The organism is Streptomyces sp. NPDC004752 (assembly GCF_053601275.1).
Window position 1 is genome coordinate 62,275 of record NZ_JBSGBN010000006.1, and the last position, 22,598, is coordinate 84,872.

The window sequence follows — 22,598 nt, forward strand, 5'->3', positions numbered from 1 at the left end:
ATGCCGGACGAGAACGAGTCAGCGGTCCAGGGGGCGGCGCAACTGTACGGGGAACCGTTCGACAGGGGCTTCGCCCTGGCCCACGAGCACCACATGGCCGCCGACTTCGCGGCCGCGTGCGCCGTCTACGGCGAGATGCTCGCCCTGGCCGAGTCCATCGAGGACTCGCCCGACGTACAGTTCCTGCGCGCGCACCTGCTGTGCGACCTCGCCAGTGTCTTCCTCACCGCCTCGGACCTGCCCGCAGCGGAGGACGCGGTCGAGCGGTCCCGGGCCCTGCTCGACGGCGTCGCGTCGGCGCAGATGGGTCCGCGGGGCCGTCAACTGTGGCTGGAAACCGTACTGAAGACACTCATCGCCAGGTCCGACCTGCTGAGCAGGACGGGGCGGCTGGACGAGTCGATGGCCTGCCTGGACGAAGCGGCGGCCCTGTTCCCCGAGTTCACCGACCCCGACGGGCTGCGCGCCGCCGAACTCGGCCTGAACCGGGTCCTGTTGCTGATGAACCGGGGCGAGTGGGGAGCGGCCGAGGAACAGGCCACGCTCCTGCTGTCCATCACCGCGGCGACGGCGGCGGAGACCATACCGCGGCTGCTGACCGCGCTCGGCACGATCTGCGCCACGACCGGGCGGTACGACCTGGCCGAGGACCACTTCGCCCGCGCCGACGACGGCTTCCGGGCGCTGGGCGACACCGGAGAGCAGCAAACGCTGCTCGCACACCGGGCGTCCCTGGCCATGGAACGCGGTGAACTCGTCCTCGCGGAGCGGCTGTTCACCGAAGCGTCCGCGCACTTCGAGGAGCAGCGGCGGTTCGGTGATCTGGCGGTCTGCGAGCAGGCCCGTAGCCATCTAGCCGGTCTGCGCGGCGACACCGCCGGGGCGCACGACCTCGCGGCGGCGAGCCTGGGCCGGTTCGAGCGGCTCGGCGCGTCGGTGGCCGCCGCCGACACCATGCTGCTGAGCGCCCAGCATGCGTACGAGCGGGGCGACATCGAGGAGATGAAACGGCTGGCCCAGGAGGCCCGTGACGTCTACCAGGCACGGGACATCCACGAGCGGTGCGCCCAGGTCGACCTCATGCTCGCGGGCACCCTTGAGGACAACCTGAACCGGACGAACCACGGCCCGCACGAGACACGGTCCATCGACACGGCGCTCTCCCTCGCCCTGCCCGCCGCCCTGGCGCTGGCCGCGGCACGCCACGACTTCGTCACCGCCCACGCCCGCACCCAGTGGCTGCGACTGGCGGACAGGGCCATGCAGTTGGCGTTCCGTCTCGCCGTGCGCCGCCAGGACCAGGGGCTTCTGTTCGAGCTGGTGGAACACCGGTGCGCGGGCGCCGCGCTGGCACTGGGTCCAGGGCCGGGCTCCGACGACGGGCACGACGGGCCGTCGGTCTTCCCGGACGCGGGCATGAAGGCGTACGGCGACGGCGGGCCGGTGGCCCTCGGGGGTGTGGCCGCCGAGGCCGCCGCCTCCGCCGGGCTGCGGGTCGCGCCGCCGCCGAAGGTGCGGATGTCGGCGGAGTCCGGCCGGGTCGCGCTCCAGGAGTTCATCGCGGCGGCCGAGTTCCGCTATCGCCGGCGGATCGTGGACGAGGAGGAGGTGCCGTTCTGGATCACCGACGAGCTGACCGCCCGCCCCGTGGTCCAGATCCGGCTGGCCGACGCGGGCGACCTGTTCATGACCTGGACGTGGGCCGGCGGCGCCCAGGGGTTCGGCACCGGACACGGCCCCGCCGCCGACGTCGACCGTGCGGTAGGTGAGTTGACCGAGGCGCTCCCCGGCTCGGGCGAGGGAACGGCGGGGATGCGGCGGGCGTTCGAGTCGGGCGCGCTGGCCGATCTCCGCACCGAGCGGCAGCTCGCGCGGACGCTGGCCGAGGCGCTATGGCCGGATGGGCTGACCGCGCAGATCCGCCAGGTGTCGGAGCGCGCGGGTCGCCCGCTGGTCCGCATCCAGCCGTCGCCGCGGGTCGCTCAAGTCCCCTGGGAGCTGCTGGCCGTCGACGACGCCGGCACCCGGCTCATCGAGCTGGCGGACGTGGTGACCACCGCGCCGACGTCGTTGCGACGGCAGAGCGCGGTGCAGCGCACTCCTGAAGGTCCGGCGCGGGACACCGGCCCGGTCGTGCTCGTCCTCGACCCCCGGGTGCCCGGATTCCGCGCCGACTCCCCGCTCGGCTCGGTCCTGGGGCCGCCCGGCTCGGATCCGGAACTGCTCTCACTGGTCCAGCGCCACCTCGACGCAGGCGCCGTAGAGCCGTCCCCCACCACCCCGGCGGAGGCGTTCCGCCGCACCGACCTGGACCGGGACTGGCTCAGCGGCGTGCTCCGCAAGGGGGCACGCCGACTGATGTACGTCGGGCATGTGAGCGGCACACCGGTCGAGGGCGGGCAGAGCGAGGACGGCACGCTGCATCTGTCCTGCGGTCCGGAGACCCTCGGCCTGGCCGAGGCGGTCCGCACACATCGGCCGCTGTCGGCCAAGGACCTCCTGCTGGGCACGCTGCCCCTGCGGGCTGACGGTGAGCCGGGGGCGCGGATCTGGCCCGCACCGCCGCGGGTCGCCCTGATCGGCTGCGAGAGCGGTGGCGATCTGCGGTTCGCCGAGTCGTTCGGCCTGGCCACGGCAATGATCCACAACGGTGCCGAACTGGTCACCGCCACCCGCTGGGTGCTGCCGACCAGCTTCGCGTTCCACCGGCTGGCCGGCCTGGCCGAGTCCGTGCGCCCGCTGTCGGAGGCGATCATCGCCGTCGACACCGCCCACGAGGACCCTGACCCCGTGCAGCGGCTCGGCCGCTGGCAGCGCAAGCAGCTCGACCGCTGGCGCGCCGACGGCCGGACCGAGCACTCACCCCTGCTGTGGGCGGCCATGACCTGCATCGTCGTGTGAAGTGCACATGCTGCGCGGTGCCGGCGGGCTGAGCAGGGTCGGGGACTGGCGCGGTGGCTGTCGCTCCGTTTCCAGTCCCCGCCGCTTCAAACCGTACGTGCCGTTCTCCCGCATACGGCTTTCGACATCGTTCACCGACTTGCATGCGCTGCCGCCCTGCGTACGGTTCCGGTGAGTCGGTAGACCCCGAGCCGGGTGATCCATCCGTAGGTGAACCGGGTGGTCCAGTTCCGGCCCCGCAGTCCGTGTTTCCGGCTGGCGAGGATTGCCAGCCGCTCGCAGACGTAGCCGTCGACCGCGTTGAACTTCCGCCCGGAGTTCCCGTTGCGGAAGTAAGCACCCCAGCCCCGCAGCACGGGGTTGAGGTCGGCGACCACGGCGGATACTGGCCGTTCGTCTTGGAGCGTCCGGTGGCCGCGCGGACTTTGTCCCGCAGCACCCGCATCGCTCTGACCGAGGGCCGGCGCTGCAAGTAGAACTTGCCCCGCCATCTCCACGACTCGACTTTCCGATGGTGGAAACCGAGGAAATCGAAACCTCGCCCGCCCAACTGAGGCAGGTGAACCCGGACTTCTCGGGATGCAGACGCATCCCGAGCCGGGCGCCCGGGTTCGGCTGGACGGCCACCGAGGGCGAGGACGCGACGCGGAAGACCTGCCACGGCGCCGGGGACGACTGGCGGGAGGAGGCCGCCGCGAAACCGCCGATGGGCAAGCTCGGCCGGCCCGATGAGATCGCCGACTGCGTGGTGTTCCTGTTGTCGGAGCGATCCGGGGTGGTCGCGGGTTCCGTGACCGACTGGGACCAGAACGTACTCGGAGGACTCGGCCAGGGATGTGCCACGCTGTGTCGGTCGTCGTCTGCGGCAGCGGTGTGGCTGGTCGCGCAGTTCCCCGCGCCCCAGGGGCGCGGCAGTACCCCATCTCAAGGAGCAACACCCCATGCGTATCGGAATCCTCGGCCTCGGCCGCATCGGCGCCTTCCACGCCGAGACCCTCTCCGGACTCGACGCGGTCGACTCCCTCGTCCTCACCGACCCGTTCGCGGACGCCGCCAGGACTGCCGCGGAGCGGTTCGGCGCGGAGGTCGTGGACTCGCCGGAGGCCCTGCTGTCGGCCGGCGTGGACGGCATCGTCGTCGCCGCCGCGACCGACGCCCACCCCACGCTGATCCTGGCCGGCGTCGAGGCCGGCATCCCCCTCTTCTGCGAGAAGCCTGTCGCCAGGACCATGAGCGAAGGCGTCGAGGTGCTGAAGGCCGTCCGGGGCTCGGCCGTGCCGATCCAGATCGGCTACAACCGCCGCTTCGACACCGGGTTCGTCAACGCCCGCGCCGCCGTGCAGGGCGGCGAACTGGGCAAGCTGCACACCGTGCGCTCGACCACGCTGGACCCGGCGCCGCCGCCGGCCGCGTACATCGCCGCCTCCGGGGGCATCTTCCGGGACTGCTCGGTGCACGACTTCGACATCATCCGCTGGGTGACCGGGCGCGAGGTGAGCGAGGTGTACGCCGTCGGCGGCAACAAGGGTGCCGACTTCATCAAGGAGGCGGGCGACGCCGACACCACCGGCGCGATCCTCACCCTGGACGACGCAACCATCGCGGTGGTGTCCAACTCCCGCCACAACGCCCGGGGTTACGACGTCCGCATGGAGATCCACGGCTTCACGGACTCCATCGCGGTCGGCCTCGAGGACAAGCTGCCGCTGCGTTCGGTCGAGCCCGGTGTGACATTCCCGGCGGGCACCCCGCACGACTTCTTCATGGACCGCTTCACCGCGGCCTACCGCGCCGAACTCACCGCGTTCACCGAGGTCGTGGCCGGCATCCGGCCCTCCCCGTGCACCATCGAGGACGCTCTGGAGGCGGGCTGGATCGCGGAGGCGTGCACACTGTCGCTGCACGAGCATCGTCCGGTGACGATCGAGGAGGTACGGCAGGGATGAACGACTCGGGCCGGGAACCGCTGCGTCGGCGTGCTGGGCGCGGCACGCATCACCGAGTTCTCGCCCGGGGGTCGGGTCCGGACGACCGGCCACCGCCTCGTGGCGGTGGCCGCCCGCGACCGGTCCCGCGCCGCGGTGTTCACCGACGAGCACGACGCGGAACGGGTGGTGGGCTCCTACGCCTACCTGCTCGCCGACTGCGAGGTCGAGGCCGTCCACAACCCGCTCGCCAACGGTCTGCACGGGCCGTGGAACCTCGCCGCGCTCGCGGTCGGCAAGCACGTCCTGTCGGAGAAGCTGTCGGCGAGCAACGCCGAGGAGGCGGCCGAGGTGAGGGATGCGGCCGCGACAGTGCCCGTACGCCCGCCTCGCACACCGCGGCCACGGCGTAGCCATCCCAGACGCTGGGGCCGGTGACCTCGCCGCGTCGGATGGCGTCCACCCATGCCCGGACCTCGCGGTCGCAGGCGTCGGCGAAGCGTTCGATGCAGTCCTGGGCGATGATGCCGCCCCAGCGGCCGACCGCGCTGGTGACCATGGCGTGGCCGTCGCCGACGCGGGTGCCGCATTCGCAGACGACCTCGGCCTGGACCTGGTCGCCGACGCCGCAGTTGACGTGGATCTCGACGTCGACGATGGCGCCACCGTCCGTCTCGAAGACCACGAACCGCGGGTCGCGGAGGCCGTCCGGGGCGTTCCCGGGCGGCGTCGGGGCGAGCACGGTGACGGCCGTGAGCCCGTGGCCGAGCAGCCGACAGGTCACGTCCATCTCGTGCGTGACGGGCGGGCCGGCGACATTGGTGCCGGTTGTGCAGCATCAGGGGACGGCCCAGCCGGCCCGTCTCCAGAAGGGACTTGAGCCACACGTACTCGGCGTCGTAGCGCCGCATGAAGCCCACCTGGACCCGGCGCCGGCCGAGCTTCTGCTCGGCCTCCAGGACCCGTAGCGCGGAGGCCGCGTCCAGGGTGAGCGGCTTCTCGCACAGTCACCGACTCCTTTCGGGGCCGTCAGGCGCCGCAGGACCTCAGGAACTTGCGGGTACGGACCGCGATGGGCATGGGCTTGTCCGGCTCGCAGGGGTACATGTCCTGCTCGACGATGGCGAACAGGTCCACGTTCAGCTTCTGCACGGCTTCCAGGATCGGCCCCAACGCCGGTACACCGGACGGAGGTTCGCACATCACGCCGCGCTGGACCGCGGGTCCGAACGGGATCTCGTTCTTCACCACGTCCGCGAGGATCTCCGGGTCCACCTGCTTGAGGTGCAGATAGCCGATGCGCTCGCCGTAGGTCTCGATCAGCTTGACGCTGTCACCGCCGCAGTAGGTGTAGTGACCGGTGTCCAGGCAGAGGCTGACCAGGTTGGAGTCGGTCGAGTCGAGGAAGCGCTCGACGTGGGCCTCGGTGTCGATGTGCGTGTCGGCGTGCGGGTGCACGACGATGTCGAGGCCGAACGTCTCCTTCACCTCGTGCCCGAGCCGCTCCATGCCCTTGGTCAGATGGGCCCACTGCTCGGCGGTGAGCTCCGGCGGCTCCAGGATCTCGGCGGTCTTGTCGTCCCGCCAGAAGGACGGGATGACGACCAGGTGCTCGGCGCCCATGGCCTGGGTGAGCGCGGCGACCTCGCTGACGTGCTGCCAGGTCGACTCCCAGACGGCGGGGCCGCGGTGCAGGCCGGTGAAGACGGTGCCGGCCGAGACCTTGAGGTGGCGCTTGTCGATCTCTTCGGTCAGGCGCGCCGGGTCGGTCGGCAGATAGCCGTACGGGCCCAGTTCGATCCAGTCGTAGCCGGCCTCGGCGACCTCGTTGAGGAACCGTTGCCAGGGCACCTGGACGGGGTCGTCGGGGAACCAGACACCCCAGGAGTCGGGGGCCGAGCCGACTCGGATACGGTCGAGCGCAGAGGCCATGTCAGGACTTCCCTTCCGAAGAGGCCACGGGTGCGGTGAGGTCGGACTCCTCGGGGAGTTCCTCGACGTCGACGCCGCGTACCTGGGACAACTCGTGCTTGAGTGCGGTGAGTTCGGCGCCGCCGGCCATGTGGTTGGTGAGTTCTTCCAGGCTCACCTCGTCGCGGGAGGCGTTCAGTTCCATGGCGCCCAGGCACAGGACGCTGAAGTGGTCGCCGACCATATAGGCGTGGTGGGGGTTGTGGGTGATGAAGATGACGCCGAGGCCGCGGTCGCGGGCGGCGGCGATGTATTTCAGGACCACGCCGGACTGCTTGACGCCGAGGGCGGCGGTGGGCTCGTCCAGGATGAGGACGCGGGCGCCGAAGTAGACGGCGCGGGCGATGGCCACGCACTGGCGCTGGCCGCCGGAGAGGGTGCCGATGGGCTGCTCGAGGTTGTCCAGGACGATGCCCATGTTGCGCAGTTCTTCGTCGGCGGTCTTCTTCATCCTCTCGATGTCGAGACGGCGCACGGGCCAGGGACCCTTCGTCATCTCGGAGCCGAGGAAGAAGTTCCGCCACACCGGCATGAGGGGGACCACCGCGAGGTCCTGGTAGACCGTCGCGATGCCCTTGTCGAGGGCCTCGCGCGGGGTGGAGAAGCGTACCGGCGCGTTGTCGACGAGGAAGTCGCCCTCGGTGTGCTGATGCAGACCCGAGATGATCTTGATAAGGGTCGACTTGCCGGCGCCGTTGTCGCCGAGGACGCAGGTGACCTGGCTGGGGAAGACCTTCAGGTCGACGCCGTGCAGGGCGTGGATGTTGCCGTAGGTCTTGCCCGCGCCGCGCAGTTCGACGATCGGGGCGTCCTTGTCGGGGGCCTCGTCCTGGAGGACAGCGCCGTGGGTGCCGGTTTCTTTGCTGGTCATTCGGGTCACCTCCGGGTCGCCGTGCGCTGGACCCACAGATTGATGAGAACGGCGCCGAGGAGCATCACGCCGAGGAATGCCTTGAACCAGTCCGGGTTCCAGCCGGCGTAGACGATGCCCTGCTGGACCATGCCGAACATGAAGGCACCGAAGACCGGACCGATCGCGGAACCGGCACCACCGGTCAGCAGACAGCCGCCGATCACGGCCGCGGCGATGTAGATCAGCTCCTGGCCGACGCCCTCGCCCGACTGCACGGTGTTGAACGAGAACAGCTGGTGCATACCGACGAACCAGGCGCCGAAGGCGACCAGTATGAACAGCGAGATCTTCGTGAACGTCACCGGCACACCGACGGCGCGTGCGCTCTGCTCGTTGCCGCCGACCGCGAAGATCCAGTTGCCGTACTTGGTACGCAACAGCACCCACGTGGCCAGCGCCGCGAAGACCAGCCACCACACCACGGTGATCTTGACTTGGACGCCGCCGACGTCGAAGGAGGAGGCGAAGATCGCCTTGGCCTGCTCGAAGCCGTCCATGTCGCTGATGTCGTCGGTGGCGACATTGCCGGTGATCAGCTTGGTCACCGCCAGGTTCACGCCTTGGAGGATCAGGAATGTACCGAGGGTGACCAGGAAGCTCGGCAGCCCGGTCTTGACCAGCAGCCAGCCGTTGAGCAGACCGATCGCGAGGGACACGATCAGGGCGACGATCACGCCGACCCAGACGTTCATCGTCAGCTGGTAGCTGACCATGCTCGCGGTCAGGGCCGAGGTGATCACGGCGACACCGGCGGACAGGTCGAACTCGCCGCCGATCATCAGCAGCGCGACCGGGAGGGCCATGATGCCGATCGTCGACGACTGGTACAGGATGTTCGCCATCGAGCTGCCGTCACGCATGGCCGGGGCCATGATGAGGAAGAAGATCAGTACCGCTGCAGCACCGAGGAAGACACCCACCTCGGGACGGGCGAGGAGGCGCAGGACCAGGGGCCGCTGCCGGGTCCGCCCGTCGGATTCCTTGCCGGGGCCGGAGGCCGGCGGTGTGGTCACCGCAGGCTCAGCCTGTTGGCTCATACTCATCACCGAGTGCCCTTCGCGGCGAACGCGTCAATCTTCTCGACGTTCGTCTTGTCGACGAAGGCCGGACCGGTCAGTACCGGTGCCTCGCCGCCGCCCATGTAGTTGCCGTTGTTCTTGTAGAGCCACAGGGAGTCGATCGCCAGGTAGCCCTGGAGGTAGGGCTGCTGGTCGACGGCGAACTCGATGTCGCCCCTGCTGATCGCTTTGGTCAGTTGCTTGTTGAGGTCGAAGGTGGCGACCTTCGCCTTGCTGCCCGCCTCATCAACGGACTGAGCGGCCGTCAGCGCGAACGGGGCGCCGAGGGCGACGACATAGTCGATGTGGCTGTCCGCCTTGAGTTTGGCGGTGATCGTGGAATGCACGGACGGCATGTCCGTGCCATTGACGTTCAGGGTCTCGGTCGTGCCCTTGAACGTCTTCTTCACCCCGTCACAGCGCTGAGTGAGGCCGACGTTGCCCTGCTCATGGATGACACAGACGGCCTTCTTGGCGCCGGCCTCGTTCAGCCGCTTGCCGAGCGCCTCGCCGGCCACCGTCTCGTCCTGGCCGAAAAACTCCCTCAGACCGAGCTTCTGCCACTCGCTGACACCGGAATTGAGGCCGACGACCGGGATGTTCGCCGCCCTCGCCTTGCCGACGACGTCCTTCATCGCGTCCGGCTTGGCGAGGGTGATCGCGATGCCGTCGACCTTCTGGTCGATCGCGTTCTGCACCAGGTTGGCCTGGTTGCCCGCGTTCGGGTCGGCGGAGTAGATGAGCTTGATGTTGTCCTTGGCGGCGGCGGCCTCGGCGCCCTTGCGGGCGATGTCCCAGAACGTATCGCCGGGCGACTGATGCGTCACCAGGGCGACCGTCATCCGGGGCGTGTCGGCCTTGCCCGCGGAGGCGTTCGCTCCGCCCTCCTCGGACCTCTTTCCACCGGAGCTGCTGGAGCAGCCTGCGAGAGTCAACGCGGCCGCGGCGGCCATGGCCGCCATGGGGACCAGCTTGCGGGAGCGGGGGTAAGAGCGGTCCATCTTTCCAGCACCTCACTGTGCGACAGGGTGTGTGACGGGGGAAAGGGATTGATCACTGGGATCCATGACCCGGACCTCGCGGTCCGCGTCCTCTGTGCCGTGGAACACGGCGGTTTCGCTGGGACGGGATCCAATCCCTAGATACGCCCGCTGTCAATACTTTGTTAAGACATCACTTCACGCTCAGGTCCGAATGTAAGTACAAAGCATTGACAGCATCGGCCTCCACGTCCTACACCTGGGAGGCGGCAGGCACCTTGGGACCCGCAACCCCTGTCCAGCTCTAGGAGCGTCACGCATGGCCGACTCAGCCAAGTCCTTCGACTTGATCACCATGGGAAGAATGGGAGTCGACCTCTACCCCTTGCAGTCCGGCCTCCCTCTGGCGCGGGTGGAGACGTTCGGCAAATTCCTCGGAGGCTCCGCCGCGAATGTCGCGGTGGCCGCTGCCCGGCTCGGCCGCAGCACCGCCGTGATCACGCGCACCGGCGACGATCCGTTCGGCACCTATCTGCACGAGGCTCTGAAGGACTTCGGTGTCGACGACCGCTGGGTGACCCCGGTGGGGGCCTTTCCCACGCCGGTGACGTTCTGCGAGATCTTCCCGCCGGACGACTTCCCGCTGTACTTCTACCGACAGCCTAAAGCGCCTGACCTGGAGATACGCTCCGAAGAGCTCGACTACCGGGCGGTGCGTTCGGCCCGTGTCTTCTGGATCACCGGCACCGGCCTGAGCGAGGAACCGAGCCGCTCCGCGACGCTCGCCGCCCTCAAGGCGCGCGACAAGGCGGGCACCACGGTCTTCGACCTCGACTGGCGCCCCATGTTCTGGCGCGATCCCGACCAGGCCCGCCCGTACTACGCCGAGGCACTGCGGCATGCCACGGTCGCCGTCGGCAATCTCGACGAGTGCGAGGTCGCCACCGGGGTCCGTGAGCCCCGCGCGTGCGCCGAGGCGCTGCTGGCAGCCAGTGTGGATCTCGCGGTCGTCAAGCAGGGCCCCAAGGGTGTCCTGGCGGTGCACCGGGACGGCACTCAGGCCGAGGTGCCGCCTGTGCCGGTCGAGGTCGCCAACGGACTTGGCGCGGGCGACGCCTTCGGCGGCTCGCTGGTCCACGGGCTGCTGTCCGGCTGGGAGCTTGAGAAGGTCATGCGGTACGCCAACGCCGCCGGCGCGCTCGTCGCCTCCCGCCTCGCCTGCTCCTCCGCGATGCCCACCGAGTCCGAGGTCGAGGGCCTTCTCGCACAGGCGTCGTGAGGGCCGTCCCAGCCATCCCTGAACGGAGCTTTCCTTGAGCATCAGCATCCCCGACCTCACTGCGATCAGAGCCCGGCGCCCCGAGGCGATCGCGGAGGCCGCAGCCCACCGGGTGCGCCGCCCGCTGATCGGCGACAGCGGCCGCCTGATGATCGTGGCCGCCGACCACCCGGCCCGCGGCGCCCTCGGCGTCGGCGACCGGCGCCTTGCGATGGCCAACCGGGCCGATCTGCTGGAACGTCTCTGCATCGCGCTCTCCCGGCCCGGCGTCGACGGAGTCCTGGCCACCGCGGACGTCCTGGAGGACCTGCTGCTGCTCGGCGTCCTCGACGACAAGGTCGTCATGGGTTCCATGAACCGCGGAGGTCTGGCAGGTGCGTCCTTCGAGATGGACGACCGCTTCACCGGCCACCGCGCCGAGGACATCGCCCGGCTGCGTTTCGACGCGGGCAAGCTGCTGGTCCGTATCGACTACGACGACCCCGGGTCGCTGACCACCCTGGAGTCCACCGCCCGTGCCATCGACGCCATGGCGGCGCTGCGGCTGCCGCTGTTCGTCGAGCCGTTCATCTCCCGGCGCGTCGACGGCAGGGTGCGCAACGACCTGTCCGCCGAGGCCGTCACCAGGTCGATAGCCATCGCGTCCGGCCTCGGCGGCACCTCGGCCCACACCTGGCTGAAACTGCCCGTCACCGACGACCCCGACGACATGGCCGAGGTCCTGGAGACGTCCACGCTTCCCGTCGTCCTGCTGGGCGGCGAGGTCGGGGGCGACCAGGACGGCGCCTACGAGCGCTGGCGCAAGGCGCTCCGGCTGCCCACCGTCCAGGGCATGGTCGTCGGCCGCTCGCTGCTCTACCCGGCCGAGGGCAGTGTGGAGACGGCGGTGGACACGGCCGTCGGCCTGTTGTGACACGGACTGTGACGCGGAGGAACACAATGACGTATCACCTTCCCGCGGGAAAGGCGCTCGGCGGCCCGTACATCGTGGACGTCACGCCCGAGCAGGCCGGCTGGGGCTACTCCAGCCTGAAGGTCCTCGAGCTGCCGCCCGGCGGCTCGCACACCTTCGAGACCGGCGACAGCGAGTGGATCGTGCTGCCGCTGAACGGCGGCTGCACGGTCGAGGCGACCGACGATCTGGGCCACGACACCTTCCGGCTGTCCGGCAGAGAGGGCGTGTTCAGCGGGGTCAGCGACTTCGCCTATGTGCCGCGGGACGCCCGTACGACCATCTCGTCCACCGAGGGCGGACGGTTCGCGCTGACCGGCGCGCGCTGCTCGCGGCGGCTGCCCGCCCGCTACGGACCGGCCTCCTCGGTGCAGGTGGAACTGCGCGGCACCGGCAACAGCAGCCGTCAGGTCAACAACTTCGGCGCGGCCGGCGTCTTCGAGTGCGACAAGCTCATCGCGGTCGAGGTCATCACGCCGGGCGGCAACTGGTCCTCCTTCCCGCCGCACAAGCACGACGAGCACCGGCCCGGCGAGGAGTCGGTGCTCGAGGAGATCTACTACTTCGAGTTCGCCGACCACGAGGGCACACCCGGCCTCGGCTACCAGCGGGTCTCCCCCTCCGGCCACGGCCGGAACACCGACGTCCTGGCAGAGGTGCGCGGCGGCGACGTCGTGCTGATCCCCGACGGCTGGCACGGGCCCTCGATGGCCGTGCCCGGCCACCACATGTACTACCTCAACGTCATGGCGGGTCCCGAGGCCGAGCGCGCCTGGCTGATCTGCGACCACCCCGATCACGCCTGGGTCCGCGGAACCTGGCCGGACCAGCCCGTCGACCCCCGTCTGCCCCTCTACACCGCTCCGCCCCAGTGAGGTCCCCGATGAGCCCATCCACCGTCCGTCTGACCGTCGCCCAGGCGCTGGTGCGGTTCCTGTCCGCCCAGTACACCGAGCGCGACGGCGTACGGCACCGGCTGATCGCCGGCACCTGGGGGATTTTCGGCCATGGCAACGTGGCCGGCCTCGGACAGGCCCTCCTCCAGGCGGGCGAGGACGTCATGCCCTATCACCAGGGCCGCAACGAGCAGTCCATGGTGCACGCGGCCGTCGGCCACGCCCGCCAGCTCAACCGCCTCTCCGCGCAGGCGGTGACGACGTCGATCGGCCCCGGCGCGACAAACCTCGTCACGGGCGCCGCACTCGCCACCATCAACCGTCTCCCGGTCCTTCTCCTCCCCGGCGACTACTTCGCCTCGCACGCCCCGGACCCGCTGCTCCAGCAGCTGGAGCACCCCACCGAGACGGACGTCTCGGTGAACGACACCCTGCGTCCGGTCTCCCGCTGCTTCGACCGGATCACCCGCCCCGAGGCACTGATCCCGTCCGCGCTGAACGCCATGCGCGTGCTCGCCGACCCGGCCGAGACCGGCGCGGTGACGCTGGCCCTCCCCCAGGACGTGCAGGCGGAGGCGTACGACTGGCCGCAGGAGTTCTTCGCCGACCGCGTCTGGTACGTACGGCGCCCCGCGCCCGATCCGGTCGAGCTGGCGGCGGCCGTCGAGGCGATCCGCTCCGCCGAGCGCCCGCTGATCGTGGCGGGCGGCGGTGTCCACCACAGCGAGGCCGAGGCGGCGCTGAAGGCGTTCGTCGAGGCCACCGGCATCCCGGTCTCCTCCACCCAGGCCGGCAAGGGCTCCCTGCGTTACGACCACCCCGCCGACCTCGGCGGCATCGGCCACACCGGCACCTCGGTGAGCGACGACATCGCCCGCGCCGCGGACCTGGTGATCGGCGTGGGGACGAGGTACACGGACTTCACCACCGCCTCGGGCACGCTCTTCCAGAACCCGGACGTGCGCTTCCTGAACCTCAACATCACCGGCTTCGACGCGCACAAGCTGGCCGCGCGGACGCTGGTCTGCGACGCGCGGGCGGGGCTCACGGCGCTGACGGAGGCGCTTTCCGGCCAGCGCGTCGATGCCGCGTACGAGGCCGAGTACCGCGCCGGCAAGGAGCGTTGGGACGCGGTCGTCGAGACCGCCTACCGGGCCGACGACGAGACGGCCGTACCGACGCAGACGCAGGTCCTCGGCGCGCTGGACGCGGTCGTCGGCGACGACGTGGTGATCAACGCGGCCGGTTCGCTCCCGGGTGACCTGCACAAGCTGTGGCGGTCGCGTTCGCCGCGCCAGTACCACCTGGAGTACGGCTACTCCTGCATGGGTTACGAGATCCCGGCCGGGATCGGCATCCAGCAGGCCGCCCCGGACACGGTCGTGTGGTCGCTGGTCGGCGACGGCACCTATCTGATGATGCCGACGGAGATCGTCACCGCGGTCCAGGAGGGCCTGCCGGTCAACATCGTCCTGATCCAGAACCACGGCTACGCCTCCATCGGCGGGCTGTCGAACGAGGTCGGCGCCGAGCGCTTCGGCACCGACTACCGCTACCGGGCCGCCGACGGCACCTTCAGCGGCGCCCCGCTCCCGGTCGACCTGGCCGCCAACGCGGCCAGCCTCGGCATGGACGTGCTGCGCGCCAAAACGGTGGGCGAACTGCGCGAGGCGCTGGCCGCGGCCCGCGCCTCCGACCAGCCCACCTGTGTGTACGTCGAGACGGACATCCTGAACCCGACCTCGCCGGGCCCCGAGGCATGGTGGGACGTGCCCGTGGCCGAGGTCGCCTCACGCGAGGCCGCCGTCGAGGCCCGCGAACGCTATGACCAGCACGTCGCCGGACGCCGTCGTCACCTCTGAACTCCCCCTTACGAAAGGCACTTTCGCACCATGCGGACCATCACCCACTGGATCGACGGCAAGCCGGTCGAGGGCACCTCCGGCCGCTTCAGCCCCGTCTACAATCCGGCCACCGGCGCCCAGGAGAAACAGGTCGCCTTCGCGACCGTCGACGAGGTGGACGCCGCCGTCGCCTCCGCCAAGGCCGCGTTCGAGAGCTGGGGCCAGTCGTCCCTGGCCAAGCGCACCGCGATCCTGTTCAAGTACCGCGAGCTGCTGGACGCCCACCGCGACGAGATCGCCGAGCTGATCACCGCCGAGCACGGCAAGGTGCACTCCGACGCGCTCGGGGAGGTCGCACGCGGCCTGGAGATCGTGGAGCCGGCCTGCGGGATCTCCGTGCAGCTGAAGGGCGAGCTGTCGACGCAGGTGTCGACCCGGGTGGACGTGGCCTCGATCCGGCAGCCGCTGGGTGTGGTCGCCGGCATCACGCCGTTCAACTTCCCGGCCATGGTGCCGATGTGGATGTTCCCGCTGGCCATCGCGTGCGGCAACACCTTCGTGCTGAAGCCGTCCGAGAAGGACCCGTCGGCGTCGTACCGGCTCGCCGAGCTGGCCTCCGAGGCGGGGCTGCCGGAAGGTGTGCTGAACGTCGTGCAGGGCGACAAGGTCGCCGTGGACCGGCTCCTGGAGCACCCGGACATCGAGGCGGTCTCCTTCGTCGGCTCCACGCCGATCGCGAAGTACATCCAGCTCAAGGCAGTCGAGCACGGCAAGCGCGTCCAGGCGCTCGGCGGTGCCAAGAACCACATGCTGGTCCTGCCGGACGCCGACCTGGACTTCGCCGCCGACCAGGCGATCAACGCCGCGTACGGCTCGGCGGGCGAGCGCTGCATGGCCGTCTCGGTCGTCGTCGCGGTCGGTGACACGGGCGACGAGCTGGTCGGCAAGATCGCCGAGCGGGCGAAGAACCTGCGCATCGGCCCCGGCAACGACCCGGCCTCCGAGATGGGCCCGCTGATCACGCGCGAGCACCGCGGCAAGGTCGCCTCGTATGTGGCGTCGGCCGCCGAGCAGGGCGCCGAGGTCGTCGTGGACGGCACCGGGTACAGCGTGGACGGCCACGAGGACGGCTTCTTCCTGGGCGTCTCGCTGCTGGACCGGGTGCCGCTGACGGCGGACGCCTACCGGGACGAGATCTTCGGCCCGGTGCTGGCGGTGGTGCGTGCGGAGACCTACAACGAGGCCATCAAGCTCATCAACGACTCGCGCTGGGGCAACGGCACCGCGATCTTCACCCGGGACGGCGGCGCAGCCCGCCGCTTCCAGCTGGAGGTGAAGGCGGGCATGGTCGGCGTGAACGTGCCGATCCCGGTGCCGGTCGGTTACCACTCCTTCGGTGGCTGGAAGGACTCGCTCTTCGGCGACCTGCACATCTACGGCAACGACGGCATCGCCTTCTACACCCAGCGGAAGGTGATCACCACCCGCTGGCCGGACCCGTCCGACGTCGGCATCAACCTCGGTTTCCCCAGCAATTCCTGACACCCCGACAGGGACGGCGCCCATGGCGAAGACCCGCGGCTCCGCACACACCACGTCCACCTCCGCGCTGGACTCGCTGGACTTCGCCCTGGGCCGGGGCAGCCCCGTGCCGCTGTACTACCGGCTCGCGCAGCAGCTGGAGGCGGCGATCGAGCACGGGGCGCTCGCCCCGGGCAACCTCCTGGGCAACGAGGTGGGCCTGTCGGTACGGCTGGGCCTGTCCCGGCCCACCGTCCGGCAGGCCATCCAGTCGCTCGTCGACAAGGGGCTGCTGGTGCGCCGACGCGGGGTGGGCAGCCAGGTGGTGCACAGCCAGGTCAAGCGCCCCCTGGAACTCAGCAGCCTCTACGACGACCTGGAGGCGGCCGGGCAGGGCCCGACCACGCAGGTCGTCCGCAACGAGCGCGTCCCCGCGACCGTCGACGTCGCGGCCGCGCTCGGCATCGCGGAGGGCGCGGAGGTCTCGCTGCTCGGCCAGCCGTAAGTGCCCCCGGAGCCACGGAAGATCTCCTCGATCTCCTCCACCAGGCGCTGCCGACGCAACTCCCAGTCGGCGCCGTATCACCGCGGTCATCGCCCAGTACACCCGCGGCTCCGAACTGCGGGGCGGGTGCTTGTAGTCGCGCCCCAGCCTGCGGTGCAGCATCAAGGTCCCGTAGGCGCGCTCCACGATCCACCGCTTGGGGATCGGCACGAACCCGGTCTGCGCGGGGTTGCGCTCCACGATCTCCACCTCGATGCCCACCTCGATGCCCACCTTCTGCCCGTGCGCGACGACGGCGTTCTTGAAGCCCTGGTCGACCAGGGCCTTCTCGACGGTGTCGGTGTCGCCAACGACCTTGTCCAGCAGCGTGATGCCGATGGCATTCTCGTGCGCCGACGCGGCCACCACGACCACCGCGATCACCAGCCCCAGGACGTCAACGGCCAGGCCGCGCTTGCGGCCCGGTACTTTTTGCCGCATCACGTCCCGTCGACTGCGCGGGCACCCCGGCTGCCGCGTACACGCTCTGGGTGTCGAGCACCACCAGGCTCGGGTCCGCCTTGCGGCGCGCCTTCTCCCCCACCTGCCGGCGCAGCAGGTCGTGGATGGTCTGGTCGGTGCCGTCGTCGCGCCAGGTGTAGAAGTAGTACTTCACTGCGCCGGGCGGCGGGAAGTCGTGCGGGAGCAGTCCCACTGGCAGCCGGTGCGGCCCTGGTAGAGCAGCGCGTTGACGATCTCCCGCATCGCGTACCGGCCCTGGTGGCCGCTGACCGAGGGATGCGCGGCCTTCCACGCAGTGATCACCGGCTCGGCCAGCGACCACTGCTCGTCGGACAGGTCGGTCTTGTAGGGCTTGCGCTCGCTCACGGCGACCAGCCCAGCACGCGCACGGCCGCCGACCAGCCGGGATGCCGCACTGCCACACGTTCAGGTGACAACAGATCATCTATGTACTTACATACCGCCCTCTCACACCTTCGGGCACAGACGAGCCACGAGACGTGCTCGACCAGCTCAAAAGGGACGTCGACCATGGCACGACGGGACCAAGCGAGGCTCCTCGGACGATGCGTGCCACCGCGACGACCAGGAGCCTCGCCTCGTCACACCACCCCGCTGACCTGCACTTTCACCCCTACGGGACAGGATGAGAACGGTTCAGTGACCACCGCGCCGAGATGACCGGACGATTCCTCCTGAAGGGCCGTCACCGGCATGGCCACGACCGGCGGACCCGGACGCCCCCTCGGGCCAGCCGCACCTCCGCACACCCCAACCCGCCAGTCGCACCGGCAACTTGGCAATGCCCAGGAGGCGGTTCACCGCTGCCAGGTGCTGAGGGACTCCGAGAGCTCGGCCGCGCTTGACATCACCTGTTCCGTGATGTGTTCGGCCTGGTCCTCGTTGATACGGAACTGCGGGCCGGCGACGGTCACCGCGGCCACCACCTTGTCGGCTGCCTTGATCGGCGCGGCCACGGCCCAGACGCCCTCGTCCACCTCCGCCTCGCTCTTCGACCAGCCTCGCTCCACGATGCCGGGCAGACTGGCCAAGGCATGGTCGCGCTCCGCAGCCGGCGGCGGCGGACGGAGCCGGTCGAAATAGCGCTGTGCCCACGCTTCTCCCATGGAGGCGAGCAGAACCTTGGGGCCGGCGCCGCGGTGCAGGCTCATGATCTGCCCGGGCTCGAACGACAGCCGGATCGTGTGCTCCGGATGGCTCATCTCCACGCAGGTCGCGAAGTCTCCCACGCGCCGGATGACCAGTGCGGCCTCACCCGTGGCCTTCGACAGCCGCTCGACGAACGGGTGCAGGACCTTCGACAAGGGGAAGGCCTGTTCGGCGCTGCGGGACAGAAGGAAGACGCGCGGGGAGAGTACATAGGTCCCCTTGCCGTTGTCCTCCGCCAGATCCATCTCCCGCAGCAGTGAGATGAACCGGTAGGCCGAGGGGACGGAGATACCCACGGAGTGGGCGATCTCCTCCACGCTGAGCTCCGGCCCCTTCTCGGTGAAGAGGAGAAGGACCTTCAGCACCCGCCGGGCGCTGTCCACGCCGGGGGTCCTCTCCCGCCCTTCAGACACTGTGCGCCTGCCCCTTCATGTTCGTGGTCACCGTGGACGCCTCAAGCCGAGTATGTGCCGACGAGCCGGTTCTGCTCGATAACGTGGTTGCCATACGCGCTGAGAAACTCCTCTCTTGTCGGTTCACCGTTGACGGCAGTATCGAGGGCGTACACCCAGAAATAGTAATGGTGTGTGCCGTGCTCCGGAGGTGGCTGAGGGCCCGTATAGGCGTGTGTGCCAAGGGATGTGGGGCCTTCGCGGTAGACGGCCGTGCCGCCCTGTGCGGGGACGACGGGGGCCGCCGGGTCGATTCCGTAGACAACCCAGTGCGTGAAGCCTTGCGGCAGTGGCGCGTCGGGGTCGTGGACGATCAGGGCGAGTTCGACCGTTCCGGCCGGGACGCCGGTGATCTCCAGCCGGGGGGCAGCGTTGCCGTGGTCGGCGGCGAACCTGTCGGGGATGCGCTCGCCAGGTCCGAAGTCCAGGGCGGTGACGGCGAGGTCCTTGATGTTCAAGGGCATGTCGGTGTTTTCCTTCGGCGGTGGGGCGGGCGGCTCAGCCCGTCCGGTCGAGCATGCGAACGATCTCGTCTGCGACTGACTGGGGGTCCTCCTCCGGCACGTAGTGGTCGAGCCCGGGGAGCTGCACGGCGCGGAAGTCCGGGCGCAGCTCCCTGGTGGCGGCGAAAGCGCGGGGCGAGACGATCCTGCTGTGCTCGCCGCGTATCAAGGTCACGGGCACCGGGATGTTCCGGGTCTCGGCGGTGAAAGCCTGCCGCAGGCCGGCGACGGTACGGACCATCGCACCAGGGTCGGCGAGCGGCCGGAGGCCGGCGTCGGCAGCGGCGTAGCCGTATTGCCTGCGGCGGCGTACGGCGTCGGCCGGCAGCAGTGGGTAGCGCTCGCGGAGGTACGCCTCGATCTCGGCCGGCGAGGTGAAGGTGCGGTCGCCGCCGCGGACCCGGGTGTCGAGGTCGTCGAGCACCCCGGATTCCACGAACGGCGTGTAGTCGACGGCCACGACGCCCGCCACGGCGTGAGGGTGTGCCGCGCCGAGTACCACGGCGTTGCGGGCGCCGAGTGAGTGGCCGGCCAGAACCACCGGGCCGCGCGCGTGCCGCTGCAGCAGCGCGAGGACGTCGGCGCAGTACTCGGCTGCACCGTACCCGGTGGCGGGCTTGTCGCTGCGGCCGTGTCCGCGCTGATCGACGGCGATCGTACGGATCGATCCGCCCAGTCGTGCCACGACGCCGTCCCAGATGCCGAGGCTGGCGGTGGTGCCGTGCAGCAGGACGACCGTGGGCCCGTCGCGCGGCCCCAGGTCGCGGATGCACAGCTCGATCTCCCCGGCGGACACGCGGTGGACATCCCCTACCCTCGGCCCGGACTGTTGCGGGTCGAATGTCATCGCACTCACCCGGCCGCTCACACCGGCTTGATGGCCGAGAGCGCCTTGCGTACGCCGACCAGTCCGGCGACGATCTCGGCGCGCTTGGTGGCGACCTCGCCCTCGGTGTACTCGTACAGTCCGCCTCCGGTCTTCATGCCGAGCTTGCCCTGGCCGGTCAGATCGGTGACGAGGGAGGAGACGCCGGTCTCGTTCGACAGGTCCTGGTTGAGGTAGGTGGCCACGGCCTGGTAGATGTCGAGCCCGGCCATGTCGACCAGACGCATCGGGCCGATGACCGCGAGCTTGTAGCCGATGCCCCACTTCACGCAGGTGTCCATGTCCTGCTGGGAGACAACGCCTTCCTCGACGAGGGCCATGCATTCGCGCAGGACGGCATACAGCACGCGGTTCTCGACGAAGCCCGGCACCTCCTTCTCGACGACCGCCTCGTAGCCGAATGCCTTGACGATGCCTACGAGCCGCTCCTGGACCGCCGGGTCGGTGCGCTCACCCTTCACCACCTCGATCATGGGGATGAGGTGCGGCGGGTTGGACCAGTGCATACCGATCAGGCGCTCGGGGTGGGCCATGTCCACGGACATGTCCGAGATCGGGATACCGGAGGTGTTGGTCGCGATGATCACATCGTGGCCGACTGCGGCCTCGATCCGGCCGAGCACCGTCTTCTTCAGCCCGAGCTGCTCCGGGACCGCCTCGATGACGAGGTCGGCGCCGTCGAGCGCCTTCGCCTGATCCACTTCGACGGTGACCGATCCGCCCGGTGTGACGGGCACGTCGAGCTGGTCGAGGTGGGTGACGGCGGCGGCACAGATCCCCTCCGCCCGCGCCAGGGCCTCTTCGCTGACGTCGTTGAGGCGCACATACGATCCGTAGCGGGCGAGCAGCGCCGCGATGCCGGGCCCCATGCTGCCTGCGCCGATGACGGTGCTGGTCTTGGGAATGCTCATGGTGGTGAATCCTCCTTGCGGATGGCGGGTGGGCGGACGGTCAGCCGGCGACTCCCGCCTCGAGGCGGTCGAGCTTGCGGTTGAAGTACATCCAGTAGTTGTCCCTGGCCCGCTCGGGGTAGATGCGGCGGTGCTTCTCGCTGGTCTCCTTTGCGTCCGGTGCCTCGTACGGCAGCCCGGAGGCGGCCAGGGAGAGCTGGAACTTGGCGGCCCACTCCAGGAAGATCCCCGCCAGGGTGGCGTCCTTGACGTTGCGGCCGACGAAAGAGGCTCCGTGGTTGGCCATCAGAACGGCCTCGGCGTCGCCGAGGACCTGGGCGAGCGCCTTGCCCAGGTCCGGGGTGGTGATGATGTGGCTTGTCGCGTCGAAGCGCGGGACGCCATGCTCGGCGAACCACACTCCGTGGTTGTTGACCGGCTGCAGCTCGGCGGTGGAGGCACCGAAGACCGTGGCGTGGAACGGGTGGGAGTGGCCGACCACTTGGACGTCGGGGCGGGCGCGCATGATCTCCGCGTGCAGCGGCCATTCGAGATGGCGCAGCCCCTGCCCTTCGAGGACGTTGCCGTCGAAGTCGATGAGGATGTAGTCCTCGGCGCGGACCTCCTCCAGACCGAGGTTGCCCCGCTTCAGCCACAGGCCGCGGCCGTGCGGGTCCCGGTAGGAGAGATGGCCCATGGACATGTCGCCGTGTCCCTCCATCTCCAGGATCCGGTGGGCCCGGGCGAGGTTGTCCAGGACGTTGGCGATCGAGTCGTCCTGCGAGTGGAGGGCATCGCTGGGAGACATGCGTGACCTTTCGTTCGGTAAGGAAGCCTGCGGGCGTGGTCAGCGGTGTGCCGCGGCGAGGGCCTCGGCCGCGGTCAGCCCGCCGACCCGCTCGTGTACGCGACCGCCGCCGGCGACGGCCACGCAGATGAACAGCTCGTCCGGGCGCGGTACGTCGGGTATCGACACCGTCGCCGCGTCGTAGTGCGAGCGGACGTAGAGTTCGTCCTTGTAAGCGAGGGGTATGTCGATGCTCGCGCCCGCGGCGGCCGTCTTGGTCGCCGAGGAGATCCACGCCGCTCCGCCGCCCACGGCTTCGCGCAGTGCGTCGCCGAAGACGGTGGTGACGCAGGCGACGACGTGCTCCTGCTCGCCGTCCAGGCCCGCTAGCCCGCCCTTGCCGTAGCTCTCCACCTCGGCCCCGCCGAGCAGGGCGACGGCCCGCCGGCCGAGTGCCGTCCCCAGCGCGGCGCTCGGCTCGGTGAGCGCGGTCAGGTCGTCGACGTAGCGCCCGGCGAACGGATTCTTGATCACGACGCCGCAGACCGCCTTGACCAGCGGCTTCCCGACGACGGGGCCGTTCTCGTGCAGGGTCTCCTCGACCAGGCCGACCCAGCGCCGCACCTGGTAGTTGCCGGTCACCGCTTTCTCTGCCGTCATCGTG

The 22,598-nt window shown here is 69.8% G+C and carries 19 protein-coding genes and 4 pseudogenes; 10 read left to right on the forward strand and 13 right to left on the reverse strand.

What is annotated here, in order from left to right; all coding sequences use genetic code 11:
- Nucleotides 1-2,901: a hypothetical protein gene (locus ACWEKM_RS04440; RefSeq protein ID WP_451619651.1), complete on the forward strand. Its 2,901-nt coding sequence runs from the start codon at nucleotides 1-3 to the stop codon at nucleotides 2,899-2,901.
- 131 nt (nucleotides 2,902-3,032) lie between these two features.
- On the opposite strand, the gene ACWEKM_RS04445 is transcribed toward ACWEKM_RS04440, so the two are convergent.
- Nucleotides 3,033-3,392: a group II intron maturase-specific domain-containing protein gene (locus tag ACWEKM_RS04445; RefSeq protein WP_451619652.1), complete on the reverse strand. Its 360-nt coding sequence runs from the start codon at nucleotides 3,390-3,392 to the stop codon at nucleotides 3,033-3,035.
- Nucleotides 3,393-3,511: 119 nt separating this feature from the next.
- Between ACWEKM_RS04445 and ACWEKM_RS04450 the strand changes: the two are divergent.
- The 3 genes and pseudogenes from ACWEKM_RS04450 to ACWEKM_RS04460 all read left to right on the forward strand — a co-directional run.
- Nucleotides 3,512-3,727 (forward strand): annotated as a pseudogene (locus ACWEKM_RS04450) (SDR family oxidoreductase); the annotation flags it as partial.
- A 115-nt stretch (nucleotides 3,728-3,842) separates the two neighbouring features.
- On the forward strand, nucleotides 3,843-4,847 hold the full coding sequence (locus ACWEKM_RS04455) for a Gfo/Idh/MocA family protein (RefSeq protein ID WP_451619653.1): 1,005 nt from the start codon (nucleotides 3,843-3,845) through the stop codon (nucleotides 4,845-4,847).
- A gap of 30 nt (nucleotides 4,848-4,877) precedes the next feature.
- Nucleotides 4,878-5,264 (forward strand): Gfo/Idh/MocA family oxidoreductase, encoded by a 387-nt coding sequence (locus ACWEKM_RS04460; protein ID WP_451619654.1) that lies wholly within the window; start codon nucleotides 4,878-4,880, stop codon nucleotides 5,262-5,264.
- On the opposite strand, the pseudogene ACWEKM_RS04465 reads toward ACWEKM_RS04460, so the two are convergent.
- The 5 genes and pseudogenes from ACWEKM_RS04465 to ACWEKM_RS04485 all read right to left on the reverse strand — a co-directional run.
- Nucleotides 5,197-5,833 (reverse strand): annotated as a pseudogene (locus ACWEKM_RS04465) (Gfo/Idh/MocA family protein); the annotation flags it as partial. The gene ACWEKM_RS04460 and the pseudogene ACWEKM_RS04465 overlap by 68 nt on opposite strands.
- 22 nt (nucleotides 5,834-5,855) lie before the next feature.
- A complete protein-coding gene (locus tag ACWEKM_RS04470; protein WP_451619655.1) occupies nucleotides 5,856-6,758 on the reverse strand; it encodes a sugar phosphate isomerase/epimerase family protein in 903 nt (300 codons plus the stop codon).
- 1 nt (nucleotide 6,759) lies between these two features.
- The gene (locus ACWEKM_RS04475) at nucleotides 6,760-7,668 is read right to left on the reverse strand and encodes an ATP-binding cassette domain-containing protein (protein ID WP_451619656.1); all 909 of its coding nucleotides are present in this window, start codon (nucleotides 7,666-7,668) and stop codon (nucleotides 6,760-6,762) included.
- Between the two features lie 5 nt (nucleotides 7,669-7,673).
- Nucleotides 7,674-8,753: an ABC transporter permease gene (locus ACWEKM_RS04480; protein ID WP_451619657.1), complete on the reverse strand. Its 1,080-nt coding sequence runs from the start codon at nucleotides 8,751-8,753 to the stop codon at nucleotides 7,674-7,676.
- Nucleotides 8,753-9,769 carry a substrate-binding domain-containing protein gene (locus ACWEKM_RS04485; RefSeq protein ID WP_451619658.1) on the reverse strand — a complete coding sequence of 339 codons (1,017 nt, stop codon included), beginning with the start codon at nucleotides 9,767-9,769 and terminating at the stop codon, nucleotides 8,753-8,755. The genes ACWEKM_RS04480 and ACWEKM_RS04485 overlap by 1 nt, the downstream gene beginning before the upstream one ends.
- Nucleotides 9,770-10,067: 298 nt before the next feature.
- Between ACWEKM_RS04485 and iolC the strand changes: the two genes are divergently transcribed.
- The 6 genes and pseudogenes from iolC to ACWEKM_RS04515 all read left to right on the forward strand — a co-directional run.
- Entirely contained in the window at nucleotides 10,068-11,027 is a 960-nt protein-coding gene (gene iolC, locus ACWEKM_RS04490) for a 5-dehydro-2-deoxygluconokinase (RefSeq protein WP_451619659.1), read from the forward strand.
- A gap of 34 nt (nucleotides 11,028-11,061) precedes the next feature.
- Nucleotides 11,062-11,940, forward strand: a complete 879-nt coding sequence (locus ACWEKM_RS04495; RefSeq protein WP_451619660.1) for a Cgl0159 family (beta/alpha)8-fold protein — start codon at nucleotides 11,062-11,064, stop codon at nucleotides 11,938-11,940.
- Between the two features lie 26 nt (nucleotides 11,941-11,966).
- Complete coding sequence (iolB, locus tag ACWEKM_RS04500) at nucleotides 11,967-12,854, forward strand: 5-deoxy-glucuronate isomerase (RefSeq protein WP_451619661.1); 888 nt, start codon at nucleotides 11,967-11,969, stop codon at nucleotides 12,852-12,854.
- An 8-nt stretch (nucleotides 12,855-12,862) separates the two neighbouring features.
- Nucleotides 12,863-14,737, forward strand: a complete 1,875-nt coding sequence (gene iolD / locus ACWEKM_RS04505) for a 3D-(3,5/4)-trihydroxycyclohexane-1,2-dione acylhydrolase (decyclizing) (RefSeq protein WP_451619662.1) — start codon at nucleotides 12,863-12,865, stop codon at nucleotides 14,735-14,737.
- Between the two features lie 30 nt (nucleotides 14,738-14,767).
- Nucleotides 14,768-16,261, forward strand: a complete 1,494-nt coding sequence (locus ACWEKM_RS04510; protein ID WP_451619663.1) for a CoA-acylating methylmalonate-semialdehyde dehydrogenase — start codon at nucleotides 14,768-14,770, stop codon at nucleotides 16,259-16,261.
- Between the two features lie 22 nt (nucleotides 16,262-16,283).
- Nucleotides 16,284-16,733, forward strand: a pseudogene (locus ACWEKM_RS04515) (GntR family transcriptional regulator); the annotation flags it as partial.
- A 60-nt stretch (nucleotides 16,734-16,793) separates the two neighbouring features.
- On the opposite strand, the pseudogene ACWEKM_RS04520 reads toward ACWEKM_RS04515, so the two are convergent.
- From ACWEKM_RS04520 to ACWEKM_RS04550, 7 genes and pseudogenes are all read right to left on the reverse strand, one after another.
- Nucleotides 16,794-17,612 (reverse strand): annotated as a pseudogene (locus tag ACWEKM_RS04520) (IS5 family transposase); the annotation flags it as partial.
- Nucleotides 17,613-18,064: 452 nt separating this feature from the next.
- Nucleotides 18,065-18,799 (reverse strand): IclR family transcriptional regulator, encoded by a 735-nt coding sequence (locus tag ACWEKM_RS04525; RefSeq protein ID WP_451619664.1) that lies wholly within the window; start codon nucleotides 18,797-18,799, stop codon nucleotides 18,065-18,067.
- 71 nt (nucleotides 18,800-18,870) lie between these two features.
- Complete coding sequence (locus tag ACWEKM_RS04530; protein WP_451619665.1) at nucleotides 18,871-19,332, reverse strand: YbhB/YbcL family Raf kinase inhibitor-like protein; 462 nt, start codon at nucleotides 19,330-19,332, stop codon at nucleotides 18,871-18,873.
- Nucleotides 19,333-19,366: 34 nt separating this feature from the next.
- Nucleotides 19,367-20,167 (reverse strand): alpha/beta fold hydrolase, encoded by an 801-nt coding sequence (locus ACWEKM_RS04535; protein ID WP_451619666.1) that lies wholly within the window; start codon nucleotides 20,165-20,167, stop codon nucleotides 19,367-19,369.
- A gap of 68 nt (nucleotides 20,168-20,235) precedes the next feature.
- The gene (locus ACWEKM_RS04540) at nucleotides 20,236-21,168 is read right to left on the reverse strand and encodes a 3-hydroxyacyl-CoA dehydrogenase NAD-binding domain-containing protein (RefSeq protein ID WP_451619667.1); all 933 of its coding nucleotides are present in this window, start codon (nucleotides 21,166-21,168) and stop codon (nucleotides 20,236-20,238) included.
- 40 nt (nucleotides 21,169-21,208) lie between these two features.
- Nucleotides 21,209-21,955, reverse strand: a complete 747-nt coding sequence (locus ACWEKM_RS04545; protein WP_451619668.1) for a class II aldolase/adducin family protein — start codon at nucleotides 21,953-21,955, stop codon at nucleotides 21,209-21,211.
- A 39-nt stretch (nucleotides 21,956-21,994) separates the two neighbouring features.
- The gene (locus tag ACWEKM_RS04550) at nucleotides 21,995-22,594 is read right to left on the reverse strand and encodes an amino acid synthesis family protein (protein WP_451619669.1); all 600 of its coding nucleotides are present in this window, start codon (nucleotides 22,592-22,594) and stop codon (nucleotides 21,995-21,997) included.
- Nucleotides 22,595-22,598 lie beyond the last annotated feature (4 nt).

Excerpts from the sequence above, each read along its gene's own strand:
- ACWEKM_RS04545 (WP_451619668.1), bottom strand. The coding sequence starts at position 21,955 with ATGTCTCCCAGCGATGCCCTCCACTCGCAGGACGACTCGATCGCCAAC.
- ACWEKM_RS04510 (WP_451619663.1), top strand. The coding sequence starts at position 14,768 with ATGCGGACCATCACCCACTGGATCGACGGCAAGCCGGTCGAGGGCACC.
- ACWEKM_RS04445 (WP_451619652.1), bottom strand. The coding sequence starts at position 3,392 with ATGGCGGGGCAAGTTCTACTTGCAGCGCCGGCCCTCGGTCAGAGCGAT.
- iolD (WP_451619662.1), top strand. The coding sequence starts at position 12,863 with ATGAGCCCATCCACCGTCCGTCTGACCGTCGCCCAGGCGCTGGTGCGG.
- iolB (WP_451619661.1), top strand. The coding sequence starts at position 11,967 with ATGACGTATCACCTTCCCGCGGGAAAGGCGCTCGGCGGCCCGTACATC.
- ACWEKM_RS04550 (WP_451619669.1), bottom strand. The coding sequence starts at position 22,594 with ATGACGGCAGAGAAAGCGGTGACCGGCAACTACCAGGTGCGGCGCTGG.
- ACWEKM_RS04440 (WP_451619651.1), top strand. The coding sequence starts at position 1 with ATGCCGGACGAGAACGAGTCAGCGGTCCAGGGGGCGGCGCAACTGTAC.
- ACWEKM_RS04470 (WP_451619655.1), bottom strand. The coding sequence starts at position 6,758 with ATGGCCTCTGCGCTCGACCGTATCCGAGTCGGCTCGGCCCCCGACTCC.
- ACWEKM_RS04480 (WP_451619657.1), bottom strand. The coding sequence starts at position 8,753 with ATGAGTATGAGCCAACAGGCTGAGCCTGCGGTGACCACACCGCCGGCC.
- ACWEKM_RS04485 (WP_451619658.1), bottom strand. The coding sequence starts at position 9,769 with ATGGACCGCTCTTACCCCCGCTCCCGCAAGCTGGTCCCCATGGCGGCC.
- iolC (WP_451619659.1), top strand. The coding sequence starts at position 10,068 with ATGGCCGACTCAGCCAAGTCCTTCGACTTGATCACCATGGGAAGAATG.
- ACWEKM_RS04475 (WP_451619656.1), bottom strand. The coding sequence starts at position 7,668 with ATGACCAGCAAAGAAACCGGCACCCACGGCGCTGTCCTCCAGGACGAG.
- ACWEKM_RS04540 (WP_451619667.1), bottom strand. The coding sequence starts at position 21,168 with ATGAGCATTCCCAAGACCAGCACCGTCATCGGCGCAGGCAGCATGGGG.
- ACWEKM_RS04455 (WP_451619653.1), top strand. The coding sequence starts at position 3,843 with ATGCGTATCGGAATCCTCGGCCTCGGCCGCATCGGCGCCTTCCACGCC.
- ACWEKM_RS04530 (WP_451619665.1), bottom strand. The coding sequence starts at position 19,332 with ATGCCCTTGAACATCAAGGACCTCGCCGTCACCGCCCTGGACTTCGGA.